General features: G+C 38.2%; 17 protein-coding genes and 1 pseudogene. 5 read left to right on the top strand and 13 right to left on the bottom strand.

Translation table 11 applies throughout. From position 1 onward, the window contains the following. Positions 1–25 precede the first annotated feature (25 nt). Both J7E66_RS05855 and J7E66_RS05850 read right to left on the bottom strand, forming a co-directional pair. A pseudogene (locus J7E66_RS05855) lies at positions 26–472 on the bottom strand (ComE operon protein 2); the annotation flags it as partial. 73 nt (positions 473–545) lie between these two features. Further along, positions 546–1184 (bottom strand): helix-hairpin-helix domain-containing protein, encoded by a 639-nt coding sequence (locus tag J7E66_RS05850; protein WP_214998459.1) that lies wholly within the window; start codon positions 1182–1184, stop codon positions 546–548. An 87-nt stretch (positions 1185–1271) separates the two neighbouring features. On the opposite strand from J7E66_RS05850, the gene comER reads away from it, so the two are divergent. Further along, positions 1272–2096: a late competence protein ComER gene (gene comER / locus J7E66_RS05845; RefSeq protein ID WP_214998458.1), complete on the top strand. Its 825-nt coding sequence runs from the start codon at positions 1272–1274 to the stop codon at positions 2094–2096. 57 nt (positions 2097–2153) lie between these two features. Here comER and J7E66_RS05840 read toward each other — a convergent pair whose 3' ends face one another. From J7E66_RS05840 to J7E66_RS05805, 8 genes are read right to left on the bottom strand one after another with little or no spacing between them, the layout of a single operon-like run. Then, positions 2154–2912 (bottom strand): class I SAM-dependent DNA methyltransferase, encoded by a 759-nt coding sequence (locus J7E66_RS05840; RefSeq protein ID WP_214998457.1) that lies wholly within the window; start codon positions 2910–2912, stop codon positions 2154–2156. Further along, the gene (gene rsfS, locus J7E66_RS05835; protein ID WP_168245136.1) at positions 2909–3265 is read right to left on the bottom strand and encodes a ribosome silencing factor; all 357 of its coding nucleotides are present in this window, start codon (positions 3263–3265) and stop codon (positions 2909–2911) included. The genes J7E66_RS05840 and rsfS overlap by 4 nt, the downstream gene beginning before the upstream one ends. Positions 3266–3268: 3 nt before the next feature. Further along, positions 3269–3835 (bottom strand): bis(5'-nucleosyl)-tetraphosphatase (symmetrical) YqeK, encoded by a 567-nt coding sequence (yqeK, locus tag J7E66_RS05830; protein WP_098934397.1) that lies wholly within the window; start codon positions 3833–3835, stop codon positions 3269–3271. Next, the gene (locus J7E66_RS05825; RefSeq protein ID WP_214998456.1) at positions 3825–4394 is read right to left on the bottom strand and encodes a nicotinate-nucleotide adenylyltransferase; all 570 of its coding nucleotides are present in this window, start codon (positions 4392–4394) and stop codon (positions 3825–3827) included. The genes yqeK and J7E66_RS05825 overlap by 11 nt, the downstream gene beginning before the upstream one ends. Positions 4395–4418: 24 nt before the next feature. Then, positions 4419–4709 (bottom strand): ribosome assembly RNA-binding protein YhbY, encoded by a 291-nt coding sequence (yhbY, locus tag J7E66_RS05820; RefSeq protein ID WP_088089051.1) that lies wholly within the window; start codon positions 4707–4709, stop codon positions 4419–4421. Next, entirely contained in the window at positions 4703–5542 is an 840-nt protein-coding gene (gene aroE, locus J7E66_RS05815) for a shikimate dehydrogenase (RefSeq protein WP_214998455.1), read from the bottom strand. Before aroE ends, yhbY begins: the two co-directional genes overlap by 7 nt. A gap of 55 nt (positions 5543–5597) precedes the next feature. Further along, positions 5598–6704: a ribosome biogenesis GTPase YqeH gene (yqeH, locus tag J7E66_RS05810; protein WP_214998454.1), complete on the bottom strand. Its 1107-nt coding sequence runs from the start codon at positions 6702–6704 to the stop codon at positions 5598–5600. A 3-nt stretch (positions 6705–6707) separates the two neighbouring features. Continuing rightward, entirely contained in the window at positions 6708–7223 is a 516-nt protein-coding gene (locus J7E66_RS05805; protein ID WP_168245142.1) for a YqeG family HAD IIIA-type phosphatase, read from the bottom strand. A 474-nt stretch (positions 7224–7697) separates the two neighbouring features. On the opposite strand from J7E66_RS05805, the gene J7E66_RS05800 reads away from it, so the two are divergent. After that, positions 7698–7838, top strand: coding sequence for a sporulation histidine kinase inhibitor Sda (locus J7E66_RS05800; RefSeq protein ID WP_098259603.1), 141 nt, complete (start codon positions 7698–7700; stop codon positions 7836–7838). Positions 7839–7915: 77 nt separating this feature from the next. On the opposite strand, the gene J7E66_RS05795 is transcribed toward J7E66_RS05800, so the two are convergent. Beyond that, positions 7916–8701, bottom strand: a complete 786-nt coding sequence (locus tag J7E66_RS05795; protein WP_214998453.1) for a phosphatidylserine decarboxylase — start codon at positions 8699–8701, stop codon at positions 7916–7918. A gap of 128 nt (positions 8702–8829) precedes the next feature. Between J7E66_RS05795 and pssA the strand changes: the two genes are divergently transcribed. Next, entirely contained in the window at positions 8830–9369 is a 540-nt protein-coding gene (pssA, locus tag J7E66_RS05790) for a CDP-diacylglycerol--serine O-phosphatidyltransferase (protein WP_214998452.1), read from the top strand. A 157-nt stretch (positions 9370–9526) separates the two neighbouring features. Further along, positions 9527–10240: an RNA polymerase sporulation sigma factor SigK gene (gene sigK, locus J7E66_RS05785; protein ID WP_214998451.1), complete on the top strand. Its 714-nt coding sequence runs from the start codon at positions 9527–9529 to the stop codon at positions 10238–10240. A gap of 22 nt (positions 10241–10262) precedes the next feature. Here sigK and J7E66_RS05780 read toward each other — a convergent pair whose 3' ends face one another. Beyond that, a complete protein-coding gene (locus tag J7E66_RS05780) occupies positions 10263–11231 on the bottom strand; it encodes a F510_1955 family glycosylhydrolase (RefSeq protein WP_214998450.1) in 969 nt (322 codons plus the stop codon). A 35-nt stretch (positions 11232–11266) separates the two neighbouring features. Continuing rightward, entirely contained in the window at positions 11267–11947 is a 681-nt protein-coding gene (locus J7E66_RS05775; RefSeq protein ID WP_214998449.1) for a response regulator transcription factor, read from the bottom strand. 191 nt (positions 11948–12138) lie between these two features. Here J7E66_RS05775 and J7E66_RS05770 point away from each other — a divergent pair, with 191 nt between their 5' ends. Beyond that, on the top strand, positions 12139–13938 hold the full coding sequence (locus J7E66_RS05770) for a M3 family oligoendopeptidase (protein ID WP_214998448.1): 1800 nt from the start codon (positions 12139–12141) through the stop codon (positions 13936–13938). Position 13939 lies beyond the last annotated feature (1 nt).

The raw sequence follows: 13939 nt of genomic DNA, 5'->3' as shown, positions 1-13939 counted from the left end.
ATCCGTAGAATTATTGACTAACCTTCCGTAAATCAATTACTGACTCATGTAGCTCTACCTTCTCAATGGTAACATTTGCCTGCTGAAAAAGTTCAATTGCATACGGGTGATTTTTATAATCCTCCGCGTAATAAACGGTTTTAATACCCGCTTGGATAATCGCTTTACAGCATTGTAAGCAGGGGAAATGGGTGACATAAATTTCAGCTTCTGCTGTCGGGACACCAAATTTAGCACATTGAAGCAGCGCATTCATTTCAGCGTGTATGGTTCTGACACAGTGATTGTCAATCACGAAGCAACCTTCATCAATACAATGGTCTCCACCAGCTATTGATCCATTATAGCCACCAGCAATAATTCGTTTATCCCTTACAATTGTAGCTCCCACTGTCAGCCTAGTACATGTGCTTCTTAGTGCGAGCAAATGGCTTTGTGCCATAAAATATTGATCCCATGAGATTCGTTCCACTTCTCCCACTCCCTTTTATATTCTTCCACTTAAGTTTAATAGTGATTGTCCCTATAGGTCAATTAGAGATTTACTATATAGCAAGTAAATCTTTAAATTTTTCGAATGTTTTGTCCCCAATACCGCTTATATTTTTCAAGTCTTCAATCGCTTTGAAAGGGCCATTTGTATTCCTATATTCAATAATGGCAGCCGCTTTGGCTGGACCAATGCCAGGGAGATTTTGCAATTCAGTTTCATCGGCCTTATTTATATTAATTTTTAATTCTTTTTGATTACCGCTGGTAGTAATTTGGCTGCCGCCTACGGGTGCAGAAGGAAGTCCTTCCTCTCCCTTAGCAGGGATGTAAATGATCATTTCATCTTGGACATGCTCGGCAAAATTCACCTGACCTTGGTCGGCCTTGTCCGTTAAACCACCCGCTCGACTGATAACATCAATAACCCTCTCACTTGTATTTGCTTGGTATACTCCTGGAAGTTTGATTTGGCCCTTGACATCTACCATTATTTTCTCTGGCAATTCCGGAAGATTTGCAGGTTTCGTCTTTTCTGTTTCCTTCTCTTCCCCTTGAAATTTCTCTTCACTACTTAGAGAATTAGTGGGAAGAGGCTCAGGGGTATCATTGACATAAAAAAAATAAAATCCACCGAGTGCAATAATCGCAACAACTACAACAATGATCTTGTGTTCAATCAACCAGTATTTCACTTGAATCCTTCCTTTCTAAAGGTATATTTCACTTACAGTTTTCATATGGTTATAAAAGAAACTTGCATGCGAAGGAGGGTCGGAACAATGAAAATAGGCATTATCGGTACCGGTAATATGGGGAGAATATTGGTGGAGGCCTTGATTGACGGAAAAGCCATTTCCCCTTCCTCTATCATGATTACAAACAGGACAAAATCAAAAGCTATGGTGCTTAAAGATAAATATAGGGAACTAAGGGTTGGAGCGAATCCAAGAGAAGTTGCCGCGGAGTCCGACTTGGTATTTATTTGTGTAAAACCATTAGATGTATTTCAAGTTCTAGATGAAATTAAACCACATTTAAGCCCTGAAAAATGTCTCATTTCTATAACGAGCCCTATCAGTACAAGCCAAATTGAAAAGAAGGTTTCCTGTTCAGCCGTTAGAGTAATCCCAAGTATTACAAATCGCGCATTATCTGGGGTGTCATTGATTACCTATGGGGAAAATTGCAGAGACCATTGGAAAAGGAAAGTAGAGAAATTAATTACGAAGATTGGGGTGCCGTTTCATATTGATGAAAAAATAACGAGGCCTGCCTCTGATATCGTTAGCTGCGGGCCAGCTTTCTTCAGCTATCTTCTCCAAAGTTTCATCCAAGCGGCAGTTAAAGAGACAGAAATTGACGAAGATGCCGCTACAATTATGGCAAGTGAAATGATTGTAGGACTGGGTGAATTATTAAAGCAAGGGCATTATACACTTTCATCACTGCAGGAAAAGGTATGTGTAAAGGGCGGGATAACCGGTGAAGGTATAAAAGTACTGGATAACGAGCTCGGAGACGTATTTGGGCACCTATTTCAGGCTACGCAGGCAAAATTTAAAGAGGATCTAGATAAAGTAGAGACGCAATTCTCTAATTATTAATTTCGCCATTTACTGACAAATTCCTTCTTTTCTCATAATAAAAAGCCATCTTATTTTTTAGATGGCTTTCTTTATTTTTTTCGCTACAAAAAAGATTCGCTCTGATTGTGTTGCAGGCTTAGCATCTTTAAAATCAGCACAAACCTCCAACAATTCAAAACCAGTCTCGACTAACCAGTCTGAATATTGCTGGACTGGATATGTTCGTTGAAAATGAATCTCATCAAATCGGTCATACTTTCCTGTTCGTTCATCCAAAACAAAAAAGCTTAACTCATGTTCCACACTATTCGAACTTTCTCCAGAGAAGCTATTCCAGATAAATGAGACATGATCCTCACTGGAAGCAAAGGTTTGATTAATGAATAAATGAGAAATTTTATAAATCGAATGAACGTCAAAAATGAATATTCCTTCATCGCTCAAATGCTGGAAGGCGTTTGAAAAGGTCGCCATAACTTCTTGCTCGCTCTGAAGATAATTTAACGAATCACAAAAAATACCGATGACATCAAATTCCCCCTGGCCCTCTAAGTCAGCCATATTCTGCTGAAAAAACGGAATTCTAACCCCATCATCCTCGGCCTTCGCCTGTGCCACAGCTAGCATATCCTCAGATAAATCCACTCCCGTTACTTGAAAGCCGTCTTTCGCTAACCGGACGGAGAGTTCACCTGTCCCACATGCTAGGTCCAGCAAGCGAGTGCCAGTAACGTTATAGTTCACGCATTTATCTTTGACAAACTGGACCCACTCATCATATGGTGCGTCCTTCATCAGCTCATCATAGAGATAGGCAAATTGCTGATAGCTCATGTATTTAGCGCACTGTGGATGTCTTCCAACGGCGCATCGCCCCATAGACGCTCCAATTTGTAATAGCTTCTTTCGTCACGATGGAATACGTGGGCAACAACATCGCCAAGATCAATCAACACCCATCTTGCTTCATCATAACCCTCTATTCTTTTTACGTCATATCCATGTTCTTGGGCTTTTTCTTTCATTTCCTTTGCAATCGCCTGTACTTGTTTATCTGAGTTTCCGTGACATATGATAAAGTAATCAGCAATTAAAGAAATCCCCTTCATATTTAGGGCTAAAATGTCTTCAGCACGTTTGTCATCCGCTGCTTTAACAGCAATTTTTAGTAGTTCTTGATTATCCATTAATCAATCCTCCAGTTTTTTGATTAGATCATTGTACGTATAGAATGTATCAGGGTATATTGTTTGATTCTTTTTTAATAAAAACATGATCGTATTTTGAATGGCCTTAATTAGTGCTTTATCTAAATTTTCTTTAGCCATATCTCGTACCTCTTCCACACCTGGAAAATGACGGCCTGGTTCAATGTAATCGGCTAAATAAATAATTTTATCCAGTAAAGTCATTCCTGGTCTTCCTGAGGTATGATAACGGATCGCTTCCAAAACTTCACGATCGCTGATGCCCGCTTCTTTTTCCACCAAGTAGGCCCCTGCAGGTGCATGCCACAATTCCGAATTAAATTCAAGCAAATCCTGCGGAAATCCTTGACCAGTAATGATTTCCTTCATTTCGTCTTTTGGACGAAATTTTGCATAATCATGAAAAATCGCAGCTAATTCCGCTTTTTGTTCATTTCCGCCATATTGTTTTGCAAGTGCTATCGCTGTCTCCATTACTCCCAAAGTATGCTGATAGCGATGATCGGTTAATTGTTCCTTTACAAGCTTTAACGCCTCTTCACGTTCCATATAAATGCTTCTCCTCGATATATTGAACGACCGGGTCAGGAAGTAGATAACGAACTGTCTTTCCGTTTTTCACCCTATCCCTAATCATACTAGATGACACATCCAGTGCCGGAACATCTACATAAAGGATAGGGTAGTCTGTCTGACTGCTATACGTCGGTCTTTCAACTCCAACAAATTGGACAAGTTTAATAAGTTCATCAATTTTATGCCATTTCGGCAGGTATTCAATCATATCCGCCCCAATAATAAAGAAAAACTGATGGTCAGGATACTGGTCATTAATCATTTTCATGGTATCAACTGTATAAGAAGGGCCTTGCCTATGAAGTTCAATCGTTTCCACTCGAAAAGCAGCATTTCCACCGATTGCTAATTCCAGCATTTGCAGGCGATCTTCATTTTTAATCGATTCTGATTTTCTCTTATGGGGAGGCTCTTGGTTTGGCATAAACCAAATTTCATCAAGCTGAAGAGTGGAAAGAACCTCATTTGCAATTAAAAGATGTCCATAATGCGGAGGATCAAAAGTTCCTCCCAATATTCCCACCTTCAACATGCGATCGCCTCCTTATACTTTCAATTATGGAAGTTTAATTGTTTTCTTTTCCACAGACTCTTTATAAAGGACAATGGTATTTCCGATAAGTTGAACAATTTCTGCACCCGTACCTTCAGCTAACTGCTCAGCAACGGCCGCTTTATCTTCTTCACAATTTTGCAAAATGCTGACTTTAAATAGCTCTCTTGCTTCGAGTGCATCAGCAACTTGTTTAATCATATTTTCGTTTACTCCACCTTTACCTACTTGAAATATCGGATCTAGGTGGTGCGCCTTTGAACGTAAAAAACTTTTTTGCTTACCTGTTAACATGTTCTTCCTCCTAATTGTTTTAACACATTATCTCTCATTCTTTCCACATCAGGGAAAATTCCTGTCCATTTTTCAAAAGCAAGTGCTCCCTGATATACAAACATATCTATCCCGTTTTGGATGCTTGCTCCATTAAGACTCGCTTCTTGTAAAAATTGCGTTTCAAGCGGATTGTATATGATATCACAAAAGACGGTTTGATTCTTTATTTTATTTAGCGGGAATGGCTGCTCATTAATTTTTGGGGACATGCCAATCAGTGTCGTTTGAATAACTAAATCATATTCCCCTAATGATTCACTTGCCTCTTCAAACGAACAAGCACTAGAAAAAACTGAATAAGGACATTCTTTGATTAGTTCCCAGGCTTTCTCTATCGTGCGATTGGCAATGTTCAAGACGAGCGGATTTTCCTTTGCCAAAGTTAAATAGATGGCTCTCGCAGCCCCGCCTGCTCCAATAATCAGAACCTTTTGGTCTGTTATTTTAGGCAGAAAAGCATTTAAGCCTTTTAGAAAACCAGGGCCATCTGTGTTATAGCCAATTAGTTGACCGTTTTCATTTACAACGGTATTCACCGCCCCGATGTTCGCGGCCAATTCATCTATGCCATCCAGAAAGGGAATAATTTTACTTTTATGCGGTACAGTTACATTAAATCCACTGACGCCCAGCGCTTTTAATCCCTTGACAGCATCCTGTAAATCCACTTCCTTAACTTGAAATGGCAGATAGGCTGCATCGATGTTATAAAATGAAAATAAATCATTGATCATAACCGGAGACATACTATGTCCGATTGGATTCCCCAAAACAGCAAATAATTTCTTCATCTGAATTCCCCCCACCCATGTCAGCACGTGAAAACCTGACCTTAAAGATATCTATTTATATTAAGGATTTTCGAATTAATGCTTGTACACCTTTTGGTACATAGGCAGCTACTTTTGCACCCGCCTCATTTACGGTAATCCAACCAAGTCCTGAGAAAACGATATCCGTTTTTGCTTCTTTCACAATAAATTCCTGTTTCACAAGCTCAGGAAAAGATTCTAATTGTTCCATACGAGGCGGTGTCAACATTTCCCCCACATGCTTTTCATAGAGTTCGTCCGCATTCTCGATTTTGGTCCTGTGAATATTCAATTCATTGGAAACATAACAAACAAAGGATCTTCGGCCGCCACTAATATAATCAAAGCGGGCCAGTCCGCCAAAGAATAAGGATTGTCCTTCATTCAATTGAAACACTTTTGGCTTGATTTCTTTTTTGGGGGTGATAATTTTTAAATCCCTCTTATCAACATAATGCGCCATTTGATGATGGTTGATAATACCTGGCGAATCAATTAATGATTTTTCATCATCAAGTGGAATTTTGATAATATCCAACGTCGTTCCCGGAAAATGGGAGGTGGTAATAACATCGGATTCTCCTGTTACTTCTTTAATGATTCGATTGATAAACGTAGATTTCCCAACATTAGTACACCCAACCACATAGACGTCTTTACCATTTCGGTGTTCATCAATGGCCGCCGCCGTTTCCTTAACAAATAAGCCTTTCGCAGCACTTACAAGGAATACATCTTCTGGCTTTAACCCCAGTTCTTTGGCTTCATGCTTCATCCAGTGAATTAGCTTACTATGCTTCACAGATTTAGGCAATAAATCCACCTTATTTCCAACAAGAAGCACTTTATTGCTTCCTACAAAACGGTGTAAACCTGGAAGCCAGCTGCCATTAAAATCAAAAATGTCAACAATCATCACGATTAAGGCATCTGACTTTCCCATTTCATTTAATATTTTTAAAAAATCATCGTCGGTTAAGCTAACATCCTGAACCTCATTATAGTGCTTAAGACGAAAACATCGCTGGCAAATAATCATTTCTTTTTCCAATGCCGATGTTGGGGCGTATCCTAGTTCCTCTGGGTATTCTGTTTGGACCTTTACTCCACAACCCATACAAATATGTTGATGTTCACTCACACATTAATCCTCCCATTGAAGCATACCTTTTTTTCGAAACCAATTTAAAATTCTTCTCTCGGCAAAGCGGTTAAATTTTGTAAAAAATCCGTCAGTCTGTGCAACAGGGACAACCAGGATCGTATGAAAACCACCCCGGTTCCCGCCAAGTACATCTGTCAGTAACTGATCTCCAATTACCACTGCCTCTTCTTTTTTAATTCCCATTTGTGAAATGGCCTTGTGAAAGGCAATGGCAAACGGCTTCCTAGCCCTAAAAATAAAGGGGATTTTTAAAGGATCAGAAAAGGCTTTGACACGTTCTTCATTATTATTAGAAACAATTGTCACGAGGATATTATGTTTTCGAATTTCATCAAACCATTTGATTAATTGAGGAGTGGCATTGGGGCGATCCCATTCCACTAACGTATTATCCAAATCAGTAATGATCCCCTTAATCCCTTTTGCATTCAACTGTTCAGCGGATATATCAAGGATGCTTTTAACATGTTCATTCGGTAAAAATTGTTTTAGCACTAAGCTTACACCTCATTGAATTCTAAATATAATCGTTCAATATTTTTTTCTTGTACAATCATAACCAATTTTAACCTTTGTTTCAAAGATTAAATGTAATTTGTTTATAGTCTTATTATTCATCAAAAACTGATAATACATGATTTTAAAATATTATTGCTTTTTATAAGAGCACCTAAATCTTTCTAAAATAGGATAAAATTAAAAAAGTAATAAAATATTTTTCGACAAATATCTTCATTTCACACCGTTGTGGATAAAGTTATTAACATTATACCCATTGAATCATACACATTTCATCATTTTATAAACAAAGTAATCACAAGTTATCCACCATAACCTGTGGATAGTTAGAACGATTGTTCTATAGGAATAAATTTGGTAGATTTAGGGTACACCAATTGAACATACCATTTTATGCTAATGATTCATATATTAGAACTATTTATTTTCAAATCGGAGGTGGATTCTGCCGTGCGGAAACTGTCAGATGAATTATTAATTGAGTCATATTTTAAAGCAAGAGAATTAAACTTAAGCCCTGATTTTATTGGACTTATTGAGTCAGAAATGCTCAGACGCTCCTTATACCATAAAATAAAAATGTCGTCATAAAATTAACAATTGCCCTATTAGGGCTTTTCTTTTTGTCTAGCCTCAACTCAAGCCCAAGTCGCTGAGACTGTTTTTCGTTACTGATTTCTCAAAACCCCAAGTTTTTCTCCAACCTTAATGTCCTTAGGTGTCTGAACGTTTGAATCCATTTGAAAAATATCTTTTTCGAATAACAGGACTACGGTCGAACCAAAACTAAAATAAGCCATTTCGCCGCCCTTCACTAATTCTGATCCCTTGTGTGTGGTTTCAATTGAATTAACAAACATAGCCCCAACCTTCACAATTGCAACATGCCCATAATCCGTTTTCACTTCAGTTATAACTCGATAATTCTTGGCGAGTGTTCTAACCCCATATTTTAGCCCCAGCTTATTGACTGGATATGATTTTGAACCAAGCGTCCATTGTTCGGTGACGATTCCATTGACAGGGCTGTGAATACGATGATAATGACTTGGGCTTAAATAAAGAATCATGTATGTACCATTCAAATACTTGGCTAACAGTTGTGGATTTCCCAGCATTTCTTCAATTGAATACGTCTTTCCTTTGACATGAATATCACTCGTCTCTTTAATCGGACCCACATCTTCGATAACCGCATCCACCGGACTGACAACCGAATTCTCACCTTTATCAATTTCTCTTGCATCCTTCTTCAATGTCCTGACAAATAAATCATGAAGAGTAGGATATTCTGACAAGCTCTTCTCCATTTCTTCTTGATTTAAATGATAAATCTTTGCAAAGGATGGTACCACGAAACGACTGACATTTGAACGAGCAAACCTTCTTAAAATTCCTGATGTCCACCTTCCATTTGTTAACTCAATCAATAGACGATAAAAGCCTTGGATCATCTAACTACCCCCAAATAGTGTAAAAATACTCTTTACGAAAAGACATAAAACGCTTAAAATTAAATAATATAGAATGAATGTAAGAAATTATTTACCTTCCGGCTTGTAAGAAAGGAGTGGTGTGGAGCATGTTTTTATTAGACGTACTAGATCAAACAATAAAAAAACTTAAATCACAAACAGCTAATGTTATCACTTTAACAAACTTATCATTGGGCGGTTTTGCCATTGTATTCGGATTTCATGGGAATTTGAGATTAAGCCTGCTGTTAATTTTTATTGCCGCATTGGCCGATCGTTTTGACGGCATGATTGCACGAAAATTTAATATTGAGTCCGAGTTAGGAAAACAATTGGATTCCATGAGTGATATTATATCATTTGGCGTGGCACCTGCACTATTACTATATCAAGGAATTTTACATGAATTTGGCGGACCGGGTTCATTTTTTACAGTTTTCTACATCGGTTGTGGCGCCTTCAGATTAGCACGCTTCAATATAACGGAAAGCAATGGCTATTTTACTGGTCTACCAATTACAGCAGCAGGATGCTTGGCTACCTTAAGCTTTTTAGCCATTCCCTATATCCCTTCCCAAACATTCTTATTTATCATCATCATTCTATCATTCCTAATGGTCAGTCCATTTAAACTGAAAAAAGTATAGAAACAGCAAGAAAGCATCAATCAGTCCATGGTTGATGCTTTTTTTTCTAAAAAATTCCTACTTAAATAAAAAAGTTTATGGACAGACACAATTTCCCTTTTCCTTCATAGGAATTAATAATAGGCGAATAAGCCAAAAAAGACGGGGGTAGATGTGGATGTCTGGAATCTTAACAGCTCTCGGATATTTAATGAAGGAATTCTTATTTCTTGTTTCCTATGTAAAAAATAATGCCTTTCCTCAACCCCTATCTGCCGCAGAAGAAAGAAAATATCTTCGATTGATGGCAGAGGGAGATTCCCATGCGCGCAATATGTTAATTGAACACAACCTAAGATTGGTCGCGCATATAGTAAAAAAATTCGAAAACACTGGGGAGGATTCGGAAGATTTAATATCAATCGGAACCATTGGGTTAATTAAGGCGATTGAGAGTTACTCCGAGGGGAAAGGAACAAAGCTCGCCACCTATGCCGCACGTTGTATTGAGAATGAAATTTTAATGCATTTACGAGCTCTTAAGAAAACAAAAAAAGATGTTTCCTTGCATGATCCAATTGGTCAAGATAAGGAAGGAAACGAAATATCATTAATCGATGTGCTTAAATCAGAATCAGAAGATGTGATTGATACGATTCAGCTGAACATGGAGCTGGAGAAAGTGAAACAATATATTGAAGTGCTGGATGACCGAGAAAAGGAAGTAATCATCGGGCGATTTGGTCTTGACCTACAAAAAGAAAAAACACAACGGGAGATTGCCAAAGAATTAGGAATATCACGAAGTTATGTTTCAAGGATTGAAAAACGCGCCTTAATGAAAATGTTCCATGAATTTTATCGAGCCGAAAAAGAGAAGAAGAAAAAGTAACCTAAAAAAACAGAGCTAAAGATTATTTCAGCTCTGTTTTTCCATTTTGTAAAGGATTATTCCACTTCATTCCACCATCAATAGATTCATATACATCATTCTTATAAGTAGTGAAGGCGATTTGGTTCGGATCTCTTGGATTAATCGCTAAATAAGTAATTGGATTATCATAATCAAGGAATGGGAAAGCGATATTCTTTTCTTCTCCAGTTGCAGGATTGATTGTTTTTAATAGTACTTTTTCGTCTTCCACACTTGAAAATAAAATCGAGTCTCCACTAAATGTAAGTGCCGTAACCATAAATGGATCTGTAATCTGCTTCATGGTGTTCCCATTGTCGGTCGAATAAAAAATACCAGACCTTGTCGACATCGCGATGATATTGCCATTTTTCGGATGAACCGCAATCATCCCAAATGAATCAGCGTTAAAATCCTTTAATGCACTTTTTTTCCACGTCGCTCCATTGTCCAGAGAATAATTCACGCCTTGACCCAGTTTTCCATTAGGTTCTTCGTTAATTACATAAAGACCCTTTCCTGAAAAACTTGCACCCACGAAATGGAACAGCGACTGATTATAAAAGGATAATTTCTTGAGGGTTAGTCCTTTATCAACACTCTGAATTACACCGAGTGGGTCCTTAAGACCCGATCCTTTTTGAGGTTGACCGCTTGCGATAAAACCAGCACTTATCGCTTGAAAGCCAAAGTAATCATGTTGGTTCGTTGTTGTTTCATACCATTCAGAACCATTATACATTTTTAGGCCGTCATCTGTAGCTACGTACAAAGCAAAATCATTTCCTGGATAGCCAATACCAAGAATCTGACCTACTTTTAATGATTTCGCCTGGATAATATCAAAGTTTACTTTTGCTATCTTTTCCTTTTCAGGTTTCTGTTCTTGGCTTTTATTTGTGCAGCCTGAGGCCAAAATCAGCATGATTCCTGTCAAAATAGCAAGATAGACTTTCATTGTAATCTTCACTTTTTTCCCTCCATATTAAACTATGAGGTATTCATTTATGAATCCTTATCCATCCACTTATACCCCAGTCCCCATACGGTTGTCAAATAATCGTCAACAGGAAATCCTGTTTTCCGTAATTTATCCCGTAAATTCCGAACATGGGAATCAATCGTCCGGTCTTCTGTTGGAGCGGCATAACCCCATATCGTCGTCAAAAGATGTTCCCGGGTAAACACTTTGTTATGATTCTTCAGTAAAAGCGCTAATAAAGAAAATTCCTTTGGTGTGACAGGTATATGCCGATTCTTGTATGAAACATCAAAAGAATCCTCGTTTAATGAAAGACCATTAAAGTCAATGAATGCTGGATGACCTGCTTGTCTTCTTAGGACAGCGTCTATACGAGCAGTTAACTCCTCTTCGTCGAATGGTTTAGAAATATAATCATCAGCACCCATTTTTAGGCCTTTAACAATATCATTTTTTTCACTGCGTGCGGTTAGCATAATGATCGGGATGTCCCAGTTTTTTCGAATCTCCTTACATGCTTCCCACCCGTCCATTTCGGGCATCATAACATCTAACAAGATTATATCTGCTTTCTTCTTTTCCAAATAACAAATTGCCTTGAGAGCGGAAGACATTTTAATGCAGTTATACCCTTTGGGAGTTAAATAAAGAGAAAGTAAATCTAACATTCTTGTTTCATCATCAACGAGTAGTATTTTTTTCACTAGTTTCCTCTCCCGCATATTAGATCTAGGATTAAATTATACTACATACGGTTGAAAAACAAATTTGAAGATTAGGTGAATTACTTTTTTATTCCCTTTTGCATCCCATCCTTCGGAAAGCGTAGTGTATAGAATTTTTAGAAAAATAACTATATAATAATGAAAGTACAAAAATAAAGGAGGTACATAGAATGACAGCCACTCCATATTCGGATGTGTGGGACCTAGAAATAATTTTTAAAGGCGGCAGTGATTCCAAAGAATTTGCAGACCACTTAACCCTTACTTCAGAGTTAATTGATCTTTTCCAAGCAAAAGCTAGCAGTTGGACTCCACTCAATACAACCGAAGATTCAAAATTCCTACAAGAGTTACTTGAAGACTTTGAGCATGCCGCCAAAAAGCTTCGTCAAGCCGGTGCCTTTGTTGGATGTTTGCAGGCACAAAATACCGAAGACAAGAAAGCATCTAACCTGGAAGCAAGAGTGACCAGTTTAAGTGCTGCTTTCCAAACTGCTCTTAGTAGATTTGATAGCTTATTAACAACAATCAACGATGACGTTTGGGTACAGTTGTTAGCAGATGAAAAACTCAAAGTGCTCTCTTACATATTAAATGAACGACGAGATCGTGCAAAAGATAAGCTCTCTAAAGAAGAAGAAGCTATTATCAGCGCCCTTGGTGTGGACGGTTACCATAGCTGGGGTCAACTGTATGATTTAATCGTAGGAAAAATTAAAATCTCGTTTAACGAAAATGGCAAAGAGAAACTACTCTCTGTCGGGCAGGCTTTCAACAAATTTTCCAGCCCAGACAGGGAAATTCGAACAGCTATTTTTGAAAATTGGGAAAAAGCTTGGGGAGATCAAGCAGACATCTTGGCTAAAACACTTAATCATCTTTCTGGTTTCCGTTTAAGTGTCTACAAAAAGCGTGGCTGGGAGGATGTTTTGAAGGAACCGCTTAGTATTAACCGCATGGAAAAGAGAACGCTGGAAACAATGTGGACAGTTATTTCGGAAAATAAACAAATGCTGGTTAAATACCTAGAGCGTAAAGCTACGCTGTTAGGACTTGAAAAATTAAGTTGGTATGATTTAGATGCTCCATATGGAAAAACAGCCTCAAAGGTTTCTTATCAAGAAGGTGCTGAATTTATCGAACAGAACTTTGCTATCTTTGGTGAGAAAATGGCTTCATTTGCCCAGAAGGCGTTTAAAGAACAATGGATCGAAGGAGAAGATCGCCCTGGAAAAGCACCTGGCGGCTTTTGTACTTTCTTCCCTGAAAGTAATCAATCCCGTATTTTCATGACTTATTCAGGCACTCCATCTAACGTCTCAACCCTTGCACATGAACTGGGACACGGATTCCATACATTCGCAATGAAGGGTGTTCATCATCTCAATCGCAATTATGCGATGAACGTTGCTGAAACCGCCTCAACCTTTGCGGAAATGATTGTAGCTGACGCGGCAGTGAAGAATGCGAAGGACGAAGAAGAAAAGCTCGTTTTATTAGATGATAAAATTCAAAGAACGGTTGCGCTATTAATGAATATACATGCCCGTTTCTTGTTTGAAACGCGTTTTTATGAAGAAAGAAAGCAAGGTCCTGTTGAAGTGGAACGGTTAAATGAATTGATGCTTGCCGCACAAAAAGAGGCATATAGCAATGCTTTGGAAGAATATCATCCGTTATTCTGGGCTTCGAAGCTCCACTTCTTTATAACCGGTGTTCCATTCTATAACTTCCCATATACATTTGGTTATCTTTTTTCACTTGGTATCTATGCTCAGGCTCTTGAGGAAGGCAGGGGCTATGAAGATAAGTACATTGCCTTGTTAAAGGATACAGCCTCAATGTCGGTCGAGGACCTAGCGGAGAAACATTTACAAGTAGATTTGACGCAACCTGACTTTTGGGAGAAGGCAGTCCGTATTTGTCTTGATGATATTAATGAATTCTTGGCTTTGACTGAAGATAAATAAG

Source organism: Bacillus sp. ISL-7, from assembly GCF_018613065.1.
This window is presented reverse-complemented; position numbering and strand designations above follow the sequence as displayed.